Source organism: Streptomyces sp. NPDC026673, from assembly GCF_040638135.1.
Taxonomy (GTDB): Bacteria; Actinomycetota; Actinomycetes; order Streptomycetales; family Streptomycetaceae; genus Actinacidiphila.
In genome coordinates, this window is sequence record NZ_JBEZXR010000003.1 from 82,861 (window position 1) to 98,186 (window position 15,326).

The window sequence follows — 15,326 nt, forward strand, 5'->3', positions numbered from 1 at the left end:
AGAAGGAGCGGGAGAGATGAGCGACGCATCGTCCACCGGAGCGGGCCAGGTGATCGACACGGCCTTCCTCCGCCGCTGGCTCACCGCCGCGGCCTCGGTGATCGAGCGTGAGGCGGACCGGCTGACGGAGCTGGACTCCCCCATCGGGGACGCCGACCACGGCGCGAACATGCGGCGCGGCTTCGTCGCGGCGCGCACCGCGGTGGAGAAGGAGCCGCCGGACACACCGGGCGGCGTGCTGGTGCTGGTCGGGCGGCAGCTGATCAGTACGGTCGGCGGGGCCTCGGGGCCGCTGTACGGGACGCTGCTGCGCAAGGCGGGCAAGGCCCTTGGCGACGCGGCGCAGGTCGCTCCCGAGCAGTTCGCGCAGGCACTGCGGGAGGGGGTGGACGGGGTCGCGCAACTGGGCGGCGCGGCGCAGGGCGACAAGACCATGCTGGACGCGCTGGTGCCGGCCGTGGAGGCCCTGTCCTTCGCCCTGGACAAGGGCGCGGGGCTCACCGAGGCGCTGTCGGCCGCCGCCATCGCCGCCGACGAGGGGGCGTTGGCCACGGTGCCGATGCAGGCCCGCAAGGGACGGGCGAGCTATCTCGGGGAGCGCAGCATCGGCCACCAGGACCCCGGGGCGACGTCCTCCTCGCTCCTGGTGGGCGCGCTGGCCGACACGGCACGGGGCGGTGGCGCATGACGGTCGGGGTGGTGCTGGTCTCGCACAGCGCCGCCGTCGCGGAGTCGGTGGCCCGCCTGGCGACCGGTCTGAGCGGCGGCGGGGCCGAGGTGCCGGTGGCCGCGGCGGGCGGGACGCCCGACGGCGGGCTCGGCACGGACGCCGAGAAGATCGCCGCCGCCGCGCGTTCGGTGGACCGGGGTGAGGGTGTCGCCGTCCTCGCCGACCTGGGCAGCGCGGTGCTGACGGTGAAGGCGCTGCTGTCCGACGAGGACGAACTGCCGCCGGGCACCCGGCTGGTCGACGCGCCCTTCGTCGAGGGCGCCGTGGCGGCGGTGGTCACGGCGTCGGCGGGCGCCGATCTGGACGCGGTGGCCGCGGCGGCTCAGGACGCGTACACGTTCCGCAAGACCTGAGCGGCACCGCGGCCGCCGGCGGCGGTCGGCTGCCGCCGGCAGGCGTCATCGGGCGCCATCGGGTGTCAGCGCCGGTGGGCGCCGGTCCCGTACCGGCGCTCGAAGCGCTCGACGCGTCCGGCGGTGTCCAGGACACGGGCGTTGCCGGTGTAGTAGGGGTGGCTCGCGGAGGAGATCTCCACGTCGACCACCGGATAGGTGCTGCCGTCCTCCCAGACCACGGTCTTCTCGCTGGTCATCGTGGAGCGGGTGAGGAAGGCGTGGTCCGCGGCGCGGTCGCGGAAGACGACCGGGCGGTAGGCGGGGTGGATCGTGTGCTGCACGGTGTGCTCCAAGTCGCGGAAGGGACGGGTGGACGGGGGACGGGGGTCCGGGTCGCGGTCAGCGCTCCTCGCGGAACGGCACGTGACGGCCGACGGCCGGGTCGTACTTGCTGAGGACCATGCGGTCCGGGTCGTTGCGCCGGTTCTTGCGGGTGACGTAGGTCGTCCCGGTACCGGCGGTCGACCGGAGCCTGATCACCGGGCGCTGCTCACTGCGTGCCATGCGGGGCCCTCTCTGCTTCCGTAATGGTTTTCATTTCCTTCGGACGTACCCCTCAACACGGGGGCCGGGCCGTCCATTCCCGCCGTTCGCCGCCCGGTGCGGCGAAGATGGAGACAGGGGGCGTCCCGCACGGCGACAGGAGGGCCGGCACCGATGGCCCGAGGCCCGCACCGGCACACCGCGGCGGCCCCGCTCGCCCTGTCCCGCGGGGCGCTCTGCTTCCTGGCCATGGCCTACCTGCTGATCGCCGGGTGCGTGATCCTCGACCTGACCAGCGGTCCGCAGACCACCCTGGCCCCCGTGCTGGCGGCCCTTCCGGTGCTCGCCGGTGCGCACTCCCGCCGCGCCCGCGGGCCCCTGGCGGCCGGGGCGCTCGCGATCGGCCTGGTCTTCGCCCTCGCGGCGGCGAACCACGGGGTCCCGGCCCTGGTCCACGTGGCGTCCGCGATCACCGTGCTCGCGGTGACCTTCACCAGCACCGGCGCCGTCGTCCTGATCACGGGGCGGGAACGGGAACTGGCCCGGGTGCGCGGGGTCGCCGAGGCGGCGCAGAGCGCCCTGCTGCGCCCGCCGCCTCCCCGGGTCGGCCGGCTGCGCGTGGCGGTGCGGTACGTGGCGGCCGAGGCGGAGGCCAGGATCGGCGGGGACCTGTACGAGGTGGTGCCGACCGACTATGGGGTGCGGGTACTCCTGGGCGACGTGCGCGGCAAGGGGCTGGCCGCCGTGGAGACCGCCGCCGACGTCCTCGGCGCCTTCCGGGACGCGGCGCGCACCGAACCGGGCCTGGACGCGGTGGCCGCCCGGCTCGACGGCGTACTCGCCCGGCGCGGCGGCGCCGAGGACTTCGTCACCGCCCTGCTGCTCACGGTGCCGGAGACCGACGACGCCGCCGTCCTCGTCGACTGCGGCCACCCCGCCCCGCTGCTGTGGCACGACGGCACCGTGACCGAGGTGGCGTCCGAGGCCCCGGGGCCGCCGCTGGGACTGCTCGGGCTGACCGCGGGCCGCTACCGCCCGCAGACCGTCCCCTTCCACCGCGACGACCTGCTACTGCTCTTCACCGACGGGGTCGTCGAGGCCCGCGACCGGCGGCGCCGCTTCTACCCGCTCACGGAGCGCGTGCGGGAGATGCCCGAGCAGGACCCGGACGCCCTGCTCGACCGGGTGCTGGCCGACCTCCGCTCCTGGACCGGCGGCGGACTCGACGACGACGCGGCGCTGCTGGCCCTGCGCCGCACACGGTGACGTCCGCGCGTGTCTTGACTTCCCCGGCCCCCGGCCCCACATTTCTGACGCAATGTCAGATTCCAGCACCGGAGGTCCGCCGTGTCCCTGCCCGCCGCCCCGGCCCCCGTCGCCGACGAACGTACGGAGCGGCCCTCCCGCCGCCGGGTGCTGCGCGGCGCGGCCGCCGGCACCGGCGCCGGGCTGCTGTTCGCCGCCGGGCTGACGGCGGCGGCACCGGCGCGGGCCGCGGACGTGCCGGTGGTGGGCGAGTACGACGTCGTGGTGGTGGGATCGGGAGCCGCCGGGATGACGGCGGCACTGACGGCCGCGGCACGCGGGCTGAGCTGCGTCGTGGTGGAGAAGGCCGGCACGTTCGGCGGCTCCGCGGCGCGCTCGGGGGCCGGGATCTGGATCCCCTGCAATCCGGTGCTCCTGGCCGCCGGGGTGCCGGACACCCCGCAGAAGGCCGCCGCGTACCTCGCGGCGGTGGTCGGCGGCGAGGTGCCGGCGGATCGGCAACGGGCCTTCCTGACCCACGGTCCGGCCATGATCGCCTTCGTCATGGCCCACAGCCCGCTGCGTTTCCGCTGGATGGAGGGGTACAGCGACTACTATCCGGAGCTGCCCGGCGGGCTGCCGAACGGCCGCTCCATCGAGCCCGACCAGCTCGACGGGAATGTGCTCGGTCCGGAGCTCGCCCGCCTCAACCCCCCGTACCTGCCGGTCCCCGACGGGCTGGTCGTCTTCAGCTCGGACTACAAGTGGCTCAACCTGGCCGCCGTCAGCGCCAAGGGCCTGGCCGTCTCCGCCGCCTGCCTCGCCCGCGGCACCGAGGCCGCTCTCAAGGGGCAGAAGCCCCTCACCATGGGCCAGGCGCTGGCCGGCGGGCTGCGCGCCGGTCTGCTGCGGGCGGGGGTGCCCGTACGGCTGAACACCCCGCTGGTGGACCTGGAGGTCGAGAACGGGGCCGTCACCGGGGTGGTCGTCGCGGCCGGCGGCGACCCCGGCCTGATCCGGGCCCGGCGCGGCGTCGTGATCGGATCCGGCGGCTTCGAGCACAACGCGGCCATGCGCGCGCAGTACCAGCGACAGCCCATCGGCACCGCCTGGACGGTCGGCGCGAAGGAGAACACCGGCGACGGCATCCGCGCCGGGGAGCGCGCCGGGGCGGACCTGGACCTGATGGAGGACGCGTGGTGGGGCCCGGCGATCCCGCTGCCCGGCCGGCCGTACTTCTGCCTCGCCGAGCGGACCCTGCCCGGCGGGCTGATCGTCGACCAGGCCGGCGAGCGCTTCGTGAACGAGGCCGCGCCGTACAGCGACGTCGTCCACGTGATGTACGACCGGAACGCCGCCGACCCCACCATCCCCGCATGGCTGATCACCGACCAGAACTACCGCAACCGCTACCTCTTCGGGGACATCGCCCCGGCGCTGCCCTTCCCCGACGACTGGTACGGCTCCGGCGCCGTCCGCAAGGCCTGGACCCTGAGCGCGCTCGCCGGGGAGATCGGGGTACCGCCGGCGGCCCTGCGCGCGACGGTCGGCCGCTTCAACGGCCAGGCGCTCACCGGCCGCGACCCCGACTTCCACCGCGGCGACAGCGCGTACGACCACTACTACACCGACCCCGCCGTGCTGCCGAACTCCTGCCTGGCTCCGCTCTGGCTGCCGCCCTTCCACGCCTTCAAGATCGTCCCCGGGGACCTCGGCACCAAGGGCGGCATGCGCACCGACGCCCGGGCCCGGGTGCTGCGCCCCGACGGGACGGTCATCGCGGGCCTGTACGCCGCGGGCAACGCCAGCGCGGCCGTCATGGGCCACAGCTACGCGGGGGCCGGCTCGACCATCGGACCCGCGATGACCTTCGGCTACATAGCGGCCAACGACATCGCCGACCACTGAACCCGGCGGCCGTTCAGGACCGCTCCACCGCCTCGACCTCGGCGATCGCCTCGCCGAGCCACTGCGACCAGAAAGTCTCCAGCTCGATGCCCGCGCGCAGCACCACATGCCGCAGGCGGTCCTCGTCGGCCCCGCGCCCCGGCGGGAAGTCTCGCCGCTCGATCTCGGCATATTCCGCCAACTGCCGCTCGTGCAACTCCAGATGGCGGCGCAGTTCCGCGGCGAGGCCGTCCGTCCCGACCACCGCCGCGGCACGCAGCCGCAGCAACAGCGGGTCGCGGATGGGCTTGGGGTCCTCCGCGGCCGCCACCCAGCCGGTCAGCTCGGCGCGGCCCGCGGGCAGCACCTCGTACTCCTTGCGCTGCCCGCGGGCGGGCTGCGCCGCGGGCAGGGCGCGGATCAGTCCCGCCTCCTCCAGCCGCCCGAGCTCGCGGTAGATCTGCTGGTGCGTCGCCGACCAGAAGTAGCGGATCGAGCGGTCGAAGCGCCGCGCCAGCTCCAGGCCCGAGGACGGCTTCTCCAGCAGGGCGGTGAGGATGGCGTGCGGCAGCGACATGCCCGCATCCTACGGAGCGGCCGGGGTCACAGCGCCGCGGCCACTTCGGTCCCCTGGCGGATGGCGCGCTTGGCGTCCAGCTCGGCCGCGACGTCGGCGCCGCCGATGAGGTGCACGGAGTGCCCGGCCGCGCGCAGCGCCTCGTACAGGTCGCGGCGCGGCTCCTGACCGGCGCACAGCACGACGGTGTCGACGGGCACGGTGCGCCGCTCGCCGTCCACCGTGATGTGCAGGCCCTCGTCGTCGATGCGCTCGTAGACGGCGCCCGCGACCATGGTGACGCCGCGGTGCTTGAGCTCGGTGCGGTGGATCCAGCCGGTGGTCTTGCCCAGCCCCGCACCGACCTTGGTGGTCTTGCGCTGCAGCAGATGGACGGTGCGCGGCGGCCTCGGCCGCTCGGGCGCCCGCAGCCCGCCGGGCCCGCGGTACTCGGTGTCGACGCCCCACTGCCGGAAGTACGTCTCCGGGTCCCGGCTCGCGCCCTCGCCGCCGTCGGTGAGGAACTCCGCGACGTCGAAGCCGATGCCGCCCGCGCCGACGACGGCGACCCGCTCGCCGACCGGGGCACCGTCGCGCAGCACGTCGAGGTAGCTCAGCACGCTCGGGTGGTCGACGCCGGGGATCTCCGGGGTGCGCGGGGTGACGCCGGTGGCCAGGACGATCTCGTCGAAGCCCCGGTCCGCCAGGGACTCCGCCGTGACGTGGGTGCCCAGGCGGAGTTCCACCCCCTCCTCGGCGAGCCGGGTGCGGAAGTAGCGCAGCGTCTCGTCGAACTCCTCCTTGCCCGGCACCTTGCGGGCGATGTTCAGCTGCCCGCCGATCCTGTCGGCGGCGTCGAAGAGGGTGACCGCGTGGCCGCGCTCGGCCGCCGAGACCGCGCAGGCGAGCCCGGCCGGCCCGGCGCCGACGACGGCGACGTTCTTGCGCAGGCGGGTGGGGAGGAGCACGAGTTCGGTCTCGTGGCAGGCCCGGGGGTTGACCAGGCAGGAGGTGAGCCTGCCGCTGAAGGTGTGGTCCAGGCACGCCTGGTTGCAGCCGATGCAGGTGTTGATGGCGTCCGCGCGGCCCTCGCGGGCCTTGGCGACGAAGTCCGGGTCGGCCAGCATCGGGCGTGCCATCGACACCATGTCGGCGAAGCCCTCGGCGAGCAACCGCTCGGCCACCTCGGGGGTGTTGATGCGGTTGCTGGTGACCAGCGGCACCGAGACCGCGCCCATCAGCTTCCTCGTCACCCAGGTGTAGGCGCCGCGCGGGACGGAGGTGGCGATGGTGGGGATGCGCGCCTCGTGCCAGCCGATGCCGGTGTTGATGATCGTGGCGCCGGCCGCCTCGATCTCCTTGGCCAGGGAGACGACCTCCTCCAGCGTGGAGCCGCCGGGCACCAGGTCCAGCATGGACAGCCGGTAGACGATGATGAAGTCGGGGCCGACCCGCTCGCGGGTGCGGCGGACGATCTCCAGCGGGAAGCGGGTCCGGTTCTCGTAGGAGCCGCCCCAGCGGTCGTCGCGGTGATTGGTGGCGGAGGCGAGGAACTCGTTGATCAGGTAGCCCTCGGAGCCCATGATCTCGACGCCGTCGTAGCCGGCCCGCTGCGCGAGCGCCGCCGCCCGCACGAAGTTCTCGACGGTCTGCTCGACCTCCTCGTCGGTGAGGGCGTGCGGGACGTAGGGGCTGATCGGCGCCTGCAGGGCGCTCGGGGCGACCAGGTCGGGGTGGTACGCGTACCGGCCGAAGTGCAGGATCTGCATCGCGATGCGGCCGCCCGCGCGGTGCACGGCGTCGGTGACGACGGCGTGCCGCGCGGCCTCGGCCTCGGTGGTCATCCGGGCGCCGCCCGGATAGGGGCGGCCCCGGTCGTCGGGGGCGATGCCACCGGTCACGATGAGGCCGACGCCGCCGCGGGCCCGGGCGGCGTAGAACGCGGCCATCCGCTCGAAGCCGCCCTCGGCCTCCTCCAGCCCGACGTGCATCGAGCCCATGAGCACCCGGTTCGGGAGCGTGGTGAAGCCGAGGTCGAGCGGGCTCAGCAGGTGCGGGTACGGGCTCATCGCGGGGTCTCCTCGGGCGGCGGCGCGCGGTGTCGTCGCGACTTTTGTAGACCACCCGAAGGGGATTGTGCAACCAGTTGCAAAAGTGGCCCTCGCTACTCCTCCCGGCGGTTCCACCGCGGATCGCGGCCGGTGCTCGCCAGCAGCGCCTCGAAGGCGGACGCCCCGGCGGGTACGGGGGCGGGCTCGCCGAAGACCCCCATCGTGCGGGCGGTCGGCCCCATCGCGGCCACCAGTTCCTCCAGCGCCCGCAGCCCGTCGGCGTCCGGCGCGTACGGCAGCCCGGTGGCGCGGGCGAGGTCCCAGGCGTGCACGGTCAGATCGAGCAGGGCCATCGCGCCGACGGTGTGGGCGGGCAGGTTCATGGATCCGGCCACGCCCTCGTCCGCGCCCGGAACCGACCAGGCGTCGGCCAGCAGCGCGGTCTCCTTCTCGAAACGCTCGCGCCAGCCGTCGCCGTACTCGGTCAGCCGGTCCGGGGTGACCGAGAAGTCGGCCTCTTCGCGGGCCGCGAGGGCCTGGAAGCCCACGACCACGTGGAAGAGGTGGTTGAGCAGGTGTCTCACGTCGTACTCGGCGCACGGCGTCGGCACGTCCAGGGCGTCGTCCGGCAGCGCGCGCACCACGGGCAGCGCCCGGTCGCGGGCGGCGGCGATCAGTTCACCGGTCCTCGTCGTCATGGGACCGACGCTAGGGCGGGGCGGGCTCCGGCGGCTTGAAGAAATGCGACACGGGGCCCGTAGGATCGCCGGTATGGCAGGTCCGGACAGCCCGCGCCGCGACACCCGGGGCATCGTCGACGCCCCGGAGCTCTTCGCGCGCGTCCGCTTCCGGCGCCGGACGCCGGCGCCGGCGCTGCGGCCGTACCTGGAGCACTACTGGCTGATCGACTGGGACCTCGCCGAGCCGTACGCCTCGCATGTCGTACCGCACCCCTCGGTCAACATCGTCTTCCAGCGCTACGGCACCGCACCGGGCTTCGGAGAGGTCGCGGGCATCGGCCTGGAGCTGTTCACGCAGAAGTTGGAGGCGTCCGGGCGCGTCTGCGGGATCCAGTTCCGGCCGGGCGGCTTCCGGCCGTTCGCGCCCGCGGTGCCCGTGTCGCACTGGACGGGGCGTCGGGTCCGGCTGGACGAGGCGCTGCCCGGACTCGGTACCGCACCCGGGGAGGTGCTCGGCCCGGAGGACGAGGACGCCCGCGTGGCCGCCCTCGACGCCTTCCTGCTGTCCCTGTCCCCCACGCCCGACCCGCAGGCGGACCTGGCGACGGCGCTGGCCGACCGCGTCCGCCACGACCGGTCCATCCTGCGCGTCGACGACTTCGCCCGCGCCGAGGGCATGTCGCCCCGCTCACTGCAGCGGCTCTTCGCCGCGTACGTGGGCGTCAGCCCCAAGTGGGTCATCCTCCGCTACCGGATCCACGAGGCCCTGGAGCGCGCGGAGTCCGAGGCGTCCGTCGACTGGGCCGCCCTCGCCGCGGAGCTCGGCTACAGCGACCAGGCCCATCTGGTGCGGGACTTCACCGCGACCGTGGGCGTGCCGCCCACCGCCTACGCGGGCTGAGCACCGGCGCCCGCGGACGGTGCCGTCGCGGCGGCACCGTCCGGGAGCGGTCGTCAGGACGCGGGCGCGAGGGCCTGGGCGTCGGCGGCGATCAGGGCGGCCCGTCCGGCGTCGAGGCCCTTGCCCGACCGCACCCGCGCCCCAGGTGGCGAGGGTGGAGTACCGCTTCTGGCCGAGCAGGGTGGCCATGGCGCCGATCGAAGCGTCCGCGGCGCCCGAGGTGAGGATGACGTGGGTCGGACCGGTCGCGTCCGCCCGGAGGGTGAAGACCGACGCGCGACCGCGGTGCCGCCCGGCCCCGCCGGCCCCGACGCCTCGGCGCGCGGGATGTGCTCCCCGGCGGCGAGTGCGGTCAGGTCCAGCGGGGGATGGCGTCCCGCCAAGTGGTGTAACCGATCAAGCCGACGGAATCCCCGGGTCGTGTCCCGAATCGCTGTCGCCGGAGGCGGTGTTGAGGCTCCCCGAGCCGGGACCAGCGGTGATCGCACGACGGCGCGCAGGGGCACGTGCCGGACCGCTCCGAAGCGGAGGCGATGGACCGTGATCGGCTACACCACGACGGGGGACACGACCCAGCGGGGCGCCCGTCGCGACGGGACGTGGGTCAAGGGTGAGCGCCACCTTCCCCGCGTCCCGGCTCTGTGCCGCCGACACCGGGACCTGGTCCCGGTCGAGGTCCGCGCCGGGCGCCGGGGAGGTGACCGTCACCGCGGGCTTGCCGGGGCCTGCGGCAGGAACGAGGACGACACGACGTGCGGGCGCCTTCCCCGTCCCGGGGCGGCGCGGTTGCCAACTTCAGCCTCCTGCGGAGGCGTCGGGGAGGCCCATCACGGGGCATACCGACATCGAGTGCGCGCAAGCGGCTCGATCCCCCCACACAGGTGCCCAGATGTCGTCGCGTCACGCGGCAGAGGAGGCCTGCCCCATGGCCGATCCCATCACTCCCCGGCTCACCCCGATCCCCATCGACGGCATGACGCCCTGCGGCCGCATCGCGACCGGCGCGGCGGCACCGTGCGGAGAGCCCGCGCGGTGGCACATCCAGTGGCTCCCCGGGCACGGCTCGTTCGCGTGCGCGGGACACATGGCGGAGGCGCGGCGGCTGTTCGCGTACATCGACCGCCACCAGGTCGGCCCGGACTGCAACATGCCCGGGGCACTGTGGTCGGCGGGGCGGTGCGCGGTGCCCCGGGGCCAGGCGCGGGCGGCCTGACCAGGGGGCCGCACGTCCTCACCCCGAGAAGGCCTCGAGGATGCGCGCGGCGGCCAGGGTGGGCGTCAGCGTTCCCTCGCGGACCTGCCGTTCGATCTCCGGGGCCAGCCGGCGCACCTCGGGATGGCCTCGGAGCCGGCCCAGCAGTTCGTCGCGGACCATGCTCCAGGCCCACTCCGTCTGCTGGTCGCGCCGCTTGGCCGCCAGCCGGCCCGTGGACTCCAGCAGGGTGCGGTGCTGCTCCAGCCGCTCCCACAGGGTGTCGAGGCCGGTGCCCTCGCGCGCGCTGCAGGTCAGCACGGGCGGGGTCCACGCCGCGTCCACCGGGGTCATCATCCGCAGGGCGCCGGACAGTTCGCGGGCGGCGGCGCGGGCGTCGCGCTCGTGCGGGCCGTCGGCCTTGTTGACCGTGATGACGTCGGCGAGTTCCAGCACGCCCTTCTTGATGCCCTGGAGCTGGTCGCCCGTGCGGGCCAGCGTCAGCAGCAGAAAGGTGTCGACCATCCCCGCGACGGCGGTCTCCGACTGGCCGACGCCCACGGTCTCCACGAGCACGACGTCGTAACCCGCCGCCTCCACCACGACGATGGACTCCCGGGTGGCCTTGGCCACGCCGCCGAGCGTCCCGGCCGACGGGGACGGCCGCACGAAGGCGGAACGGTCCACCGACAGGCGCTCCATCCGGGTCTTGTCGCCCAGGATGGAGCCGCCGGTGAGCGTGGACGAGGGGTCGACGGCGAGCACCGCCACCCGGTGGCCGAAGCCGGTGAGCAGAGTGCCGAAGGCGTCGATGAAGGTGGACTTCCCCACCCCCGGCACTCCGCTGATGCCGATCCTGCGGGCCTTGCCCGCGTGCGGCAGCAGCTCGGTCAGGAGCCGCTGGGCGAGCTCCCGGTGGTCGGGCCGCGACGACTCCACCAAAGTGATGGCACGCGCGATCCAGGCCCGGGAGCCGTCCAGCACGCCCTTGACGTAAGCGTCGAGATCGATGGTCGGCGGCATGGGCTCACAGTTCGTGGCCGAGCGCGGCGGCGAGCCGCGTGACCAGGTCGTGGGCGGAGTCCGGGATGACGGTGCCGGGCCCGAAGACGGCGGCCGCGCCCGCGGCGAGCAGTTCCGGGACGTCCTGCGGCGGGATGACGCCGCCGACCACGATCATGATGTCCTCCCGGCCCTCGGCCGCCAGTTCCTCGCGCAGCGCGGGCACGAGCGTGAGGTGGCCGGCGGCGAGCGAGGAGACGCCGACGATGTGCACATCGGCCTCCACCGCCTGGCGGGCGACCTCGGCGGGGGTCTGGAAGAGCGGTCCGACGTCCACCGTGAACCCGAGGTCGGCGAAGGCGGTGGCGATGACCTTCTGACCGCGGTCGTGGCCGTCCTGGCCCATCTTGGCGACGAGGATGCGCGGGCGGCGGCCCTCGGCCTCCTCGAAGCGGTCGACCAGCGCGCGGGTGCGCTCCACCGACGGCGACTCCCCTGCCTCGTTGCGGTACACACCGGAGATCGTACGAATCTGCCCGGCGTGCCGGCCGTACACCTTCTCCAGGGCGTCGGAGATCTCGCCCACGGTGGCCTTGGCGCGGGCCGCGTCCACCGCGAGTGCCAGCAGGTTGCCCTCCAGGCCCTGTCCCGCGCCGCGCTCGGCGGCGGTGGTCAGCGCGGCGAGCGCGTCCTGGCAGGCGGCCTCGTCGCGCTCCTCGCGCAGCCGGCGCAGCTTGGCGATCTGCCGGCCGCGCACGGAGGAGTTGTCGACCTTCAGGACCTCGATCTGCTCGTCGCTGTCCACCCGGTACTTGTTGACGCCGATGACCGGCTGGCGGCCGGAGTCGATACGGGCCTGCGTACGGGCCGCGGCCTCCTCGACGCGCATCTTGGGGATGCCCGCGTCGATGGCCTGCGCCATGCCCCCGGCGGCCTCGACCTCCTGGATGTGCTGCCAGGCGCGGCGCGCGAGGTCGTACGTCAGCTTCTCGACGTAGGCGGAGCCGCCCCAGGGGTCGATGACCCGGTTGGTGCCCGCCTCCTGCTGCAGCAGCAGCTGGGTGTTGCGCGCGATGCGCGCGGAGAAGTCGGTGGGCAGGGCCAGCGCCTCGTCGAGGGCGTTGGTGTGCAGCGACTGGGTGTGGCCCTGGGTGGCGGCCATCGCCTCCACGCAGGTGCGCGTGACGTTGTTGAAGACGTCCTGCGCGGTCAGCGACCAGCCGGAGGTCTGTGAGTGGGTGCGCAGGGAGAGCGACTTGGCGCTCTTCGGCTCGAACTGCCGGACCAGCTTCGCCCACAGCAGCCGGGCCGCGCGCAGCTTGGCGACCTCCATGAAGAAGTTCATGCCGATCGCCCAGAAGAACGAGAGCCGCGGGGCGAAGGCGTCCACGTCCAGGCCGGCGCCGAGCCCGGCGCGGAGGTACTCCACGCCGTCGGCGAGGGTGTACGCGAGCTCCAGGTCGGCCGTGGCCCCGGCCTCCTGGATGTGGTAGCCGGAGATGGAGATCGAGTTGTAGCGTGGCATCTTCTGCGAGGTATAGGAGAAGATGTCGGAGATGATCCGCATCGAGGGCTTCGGCGGATAGATGTAGGTGTTGCGGACCATGAACTCCTTGAGGATGTCGTTCTGGATGGTCCCCGCCAGCTTCTCGGGCGGTACGCCCTGCTCCTCCGCGGCCACGATGTAGAGCGCCAGCACCGGCAGCACGGCACCGTTCATCGTCATCGACACGGTCATCCGGTCCAGCGGGATGCCGTCGAAGAGCTGCCGCATGTCGTAGATCGAGTCGATGGCGACGCCCGCCATGCCGACGTCGCCGGTGACGCGCGGGTGGTCGCTGTCGTAGCCGCGGTGGGTCGGCAGGTCGAAGGCGACCGACAGGCCCTTCTGGCCGGCGGCGAGGTTGCGCCGGTAGAAGGCGTTGGACTCCTCGGCGGTGGAGAAGCCCGCGTACTGCCGGATCGTCCAGGGCTGGTTGACGTACATCGTCGGATAGGGGCCGCGCAGATAGGGCGCGATGCCCGGATAGGTGCCCAGGAAGTCCAGGCCCTCCAGGTCGCGGCCGGTGTAGAGCGGCTTGACGCCGATGCCCTCGGGCGTCTCCCACACCAGGTCCTCGGCGCCGCGGCCGGTGGCCTCCTTGACCGCGGCGCGCCACTGCTCCTCTCCGGCGCCGTTCCCGGCGGCCGGTCCCAGCTCGATCTCCGAGAAGTCCGGGATCCGCATCACGCCACTCCCATCCGGTCGAGAACGGAGGTCAGGACGGCGACCGCGTCGCCGCCCGCGAAGACGAAGCCGTCGACGCCGGCCTCCGTGTAGGCCTGCTCGCGTTCGCCGGGGCGCCCGGCCAGGAACACCCGGCCGGCGCCGGCCGCCTTCAGCGCCGCGGCGACGGCCGCCGCCTGCTCCTCGTACAGCGCGTCACTGGAGCACAGGCACGCGACGCCGGCGCCGCTGCGGGCGAAGGCCTCGGCCGCGGTCGCGGCGTCGACGGAGACCGGCTCGTGGACGGGCTCCACGCCGCCGGCCTGGAAGAGGTTGGCGGCGAAGGTCACGCGGCCGGTGTGCGCGGCGGCGGGGCCGAGGGCGGCGAGGAAGACCCTGGGGCGGGACCCGGTGGCCGCCAGGTGGGCGTCCGAGCGGGCGCGGAGTCCCTCGTACGCCTCGTCGCGGCGGACCTTCGGCAGACCGCCGGAGGGGGCGGCCGGGGCCGGATCGCGCACGACGGGCGGCTCGGACAGCAGCGGGAACTCGCTGACCCCGGTGATGGGCTCACGCCGCTTGGCCAGCGCCTGGGTGCGCTTCGCCCAGGTCGCGGCGAGACGTTCGCCGGCGAGGCCGCAGGCGAGGGCGGCGCCCTGGCCGCCGGCCCGCTCCAGCTCCCGGAACCAGTCCCAGGCGGCCTCGGCGAGTTCCTCGGTGAGCCGCTCCACGTACCAGGAGCCGCCCGCCGGGTCGACGACCCGGGCCAGGTGCGACTCCTCCAGCAGGATGGTGGAGGTGTTGCGGGCGATGCGGCGCGCGAAGGCGTCCGGCAGGCCGAGCGCGTGGTCGAAGGGCAGCACCGTGACCGAGTCGGCACCGCCGACTCCGGCGCCGAGCGTCGCGACGGTGGTGCGGAGCATGTTCACCCACGGGTCGCGGCGGGTCATCATCACCGGCGAGGTGACGGCGTGCTGGCGCTGGGCCGCGGCGGCCGTGCTCGCGCCGCACACCTCGGCGACGCGGGCCCACAGCCGCCGGGCGGCGCGCAGCTTGGCGATCGTCAGGAACTGGTCGGCGGTGGCGGCGTAGCGGAACTCCAGCTGCCCGCAGGCCGCGTCGACCGGCAGACCGGCCTCGGTGAGCGCCCGCAGGTAGGCCACGCCGGTGGCGAGGGAGGCGCCGAGTTCCTGCGCGGCCGAACCGCCCGCCTCGTGGTACGGCAGGGCGTCCACGGTCAGCGCGCGCAGCCCGGGGTACTCCTCGTGCGCCCGGCGGGCGAGCCGTACGGCGGCGGCGGTGAGCACGGGGAGGGCGTCGGCGTCCCCGGTACGGGCGACATGCCCGAGGGGGTCGGCGCCGAGGTTGCCGCGCGCCGTCTCGCGGGACACGCCGCGCCGCTCGTACAGCGCGAGCAGCGCCTGCCCGGCCGCCTCGAAGTCCGCGCCCGCGTCGAGGACGACGGGGGCCAGGTCGAGATAGACGCCCTCGAGGGCCGCGCCGAACGCGGCCACCGGCAGGCCGGCGTCGCCCAGCACGAGCCAGAGGGAGGTGACGCCGTTCTCCAGGTCGGCGAGCACGGCCTCGTTCGCGCGGGCCGCGTCGGGACGGGCGTGGCGCTGGCGTACGTCCCACCCGCCGAGGACGCCGCCCGCCGGGGCGCCGCCCCGGGTGAACGGCGCGAAGCCGGGCAGGCCGACGCGGTCGCCGAAGTCGTCGGGCGCGCCGGGCGCGCCGGGCGCGGTGTACAGCGGGCGCGTGGTCAGCCCGTCTTCGAGAGTGGTGGACAGCGCGTCCTCCGCCGCCTGACCCGAGACGTCCTTGCCCGCCTTGCGCAGGACACCCTCTACGAGGCGCTGCCACTGCTCGTGGGTCGCATCCGGGAATTCGGCGGCCAGAGAAAGCCCGTCATCAGGCAGGACCGTCATGCTCAGAGGTTAGTGCCCGTTAGCAGGTGAGCAGCAGGGGGCACACCTGTGACCTTGCCCATTCCGGTGCGCC

General features: G+C 74.2%; 14 protein-coding genes. 6 read left to right on the forward strand and 8 right to left on the reverse strand.

What is annotated here, in order from left to right; all coding sequences use genetic code 11:
• The first annotated feature begins 16 nt into the window (after window positions 1-16).
• Together dhaL and dhaM are read left to right on the forward strand one after the other, a co-directional pair.
• Entirely contained in the window at window positions 17-688 is a 672-nt protein-coding gene (gene dhaL, locus AB0F62_RS03400) for a dihydroxyacetone kinase subunit DhaL (RefSeq protein WP_361791650.1), read from the forward strand.
• Entirely contained in the window at window positions 685-1,083 is a 399-nt protein-coding gene (gene dhaM, locus AB0F62_RS03405; protein WP_361791652.1) for a dihydroxyacetone kinase phosphoryl donor subunit DhaM, read from the forward strand. Before dhaL ends, dhaM begins: the two co-directional genes overlap by 4 nt.
• 65 nt (window positions 1,084-1,148) lie before the next feature.
• On the opposite strand, the gene AB0F62_RS03410 is transcribed toward dhaM, so the two are convergent.
• Together AB0F62_RS03410 and rpmG are read right to left on the reverse strand one after the other, a co-directional pair.
• Window positions 1,149-1,406, reverse strand: coding sequence for a type B 50S ribosomal protein L31 (locus AB0F62_RS03410; protein WP_361791654.1), 258 nt, complete (start codon window positions 1,404-1,406; stop codon window positions 1,149-1,151).
• Window positions 1,407-1,464: 58 nt separating this feature from the next.
• A complete protein-coding gene (gene rpmG / locus AB0F62_RS03415; RefSeq protein ID WP_319664230.1) occupies window positions 1,465-1,629 on the reverse strand; it encodes a 50S ribosomal protein L33 in 165 nt (54 codons plus the stop codon).
• Between the two features lie 153 nt (window positions 1,630-1,782).
• On the opposite strand from rpmG, the gene AB0F62_RS03420 reads away from it, so the two are divergent.
• Both AB0F62_RS03420 and kstD read left to right on the forward strand, forming a co-directional pair.
• The gene (locus AB0F62_RS03420; RefSeq protein WP_361791656.1) at window positions 1,783-2,874 is read left to right on the forward strand and encodes a PP2C family protein-serine/threonine phosphatase; all 1,092 of its coding nucleotides are present in this window, start codon (window positions 1,783-1,785) and stop codon (window positions 2,872-2,874) included.
• 183 nt (window positions 2,875-3,057) lie between these two features.
• Entirely contained in the window at window positions 3,058-4,761 is a 1,704-nt protein-coding gene (kstD, locus tag AB0F62_RS03425) for a 3-oxosteroid 1-dehydrogenase (RefSeq protein WP_361792019.1), read from the forward strand.
• Window positions 4,762-4,774: 13 nt separating this feature from the next.
• On the opposite strand, the gene AB0F62_RS03430 is transcribed toward kstD, so the two are convergent.
• From AB0F62_RS03430 to AB0F62_RS03440, 3 genes are all read right to left on the reverse strand, one after another.
• Window positions 4,775-5,317: a PadR family transcriptional regulator gene (locus AB0F62_RS03430; RefSeq protein ID WP_361791658.1), complete on the reverse strand. Its 543-nt coding sequence runs from the start codon at window positions 5,315-5,317 to the stop codon at window positions 4,775-4,777.
• 26 nt (window positions 5,318-5,343) lie between these two features.
• Window positions 5,344-7,365 carry an NADPH-dependent 2,4-dienoyl-CoA reductase gene (locus AB0F62_RS03435; RefSeq protein ID WP_361791660.1) on the reverse strand — a complete coding sequence of 674 codons (2,022 nt, stop codon included), beginning with the start codon at window positions 7,363-7,365 and terminating at the stop codon, window positions 5,344-5,346.
• A 95-nt stretch (window positions 7,366-7,460) separates the two neighbouring features.
• The gene (locus AB0F62_RS03440) at window positions 7,461-8,045 is read right to left on the reverse strand and encodes a TIGR03086 family metal-binding protein (protein ID WP_361791662.1); all 585 of its coding nucleotides are present in this window, start codon (window positions 8,043-8,045) and stop codon (window positions 7,461-7,463) included.
• Window positions 8,046-8,118: 73 nt separating this feature from the next.
• On the opposite strand from AB0F62_RS03440, the gene AB0F62_RS03445 reads away from it, so the two are divergent.
• Together AB0F62_RS03445 and AB0F62_RS03450 are read left to right on the forward strand one after the other, a co-directional pair.
• A complete protein-coding gene (locus tag AB0F62_RS03445) occupies window positions 8,119-8,928 on the forward strand; it encodes a helix-turn-helix domain-containing protein (protein WP_361791664.1) in 810 nt (269 codons plus the stop codon).
• Window positions 8,929-9,853: 925 nt separating this feature from the next.
• Entirely contained in the window at window positions 9,854-10,141 is a 288-nt protein-coding gene (locus AB0F62_RS03450; protein WP_361791666.1) for a hypothetical protein, read from the forward strand.
• A gap of 18 nt (window positions 10,142-10,159) precedes the next feature.
• Here AB0F62_RS03450 and meaB read toward each other — a convergent pair whose 3' ends face one another.
• From meaB to mutA, 3 genes are read right to left on the reverse strand one after another with little or no spacing between them, the layout of a single operon-like run.
• Window positions 10,160-11,143 (reverse strand): methylmalonyl Co-A mutase-associated GTPase MeaB, encoded by a 984-nt coding sequence (meaB, locus tag AB0F62_RS03455; protein ID WP_361791668.1) that lies wholly within the window; start codon window positions 11,141-11,143, stop codon window positions 10,160-10,162.
• Window positions 11,144-11,147: 4 nt separating this feature from the next.
• Window positions 11,148-13,349, reverse strand: coding sequence for a methylmalonyl-CoA mutase (gene scpA, locus AB0F62_RS03460; protein WP_361791670.1), 2,202 nt, complete (start codon window positions 13,347-13,349; stop codon window positions 11,148-11,150).
• The gene (gene mutA / locus AB0F62_RS03465) at window positions 13,349-15,253 is read right to left on the reverse strand and encodes a methylmalonyl-CoA mutase small subunit (protein WP_361791672.1); all 1,905 of its coding nucleotides are present in this window, start codon (window positions 15,251-15,253) and stop codon (window positions 13,349-13,351) included. The genes scpA and mutA overlap by 1 nt, the downstream gene beginning before the upstream one ends.
• Window positions 15,254-15,326: the final 73 nt, after the last annotated feature.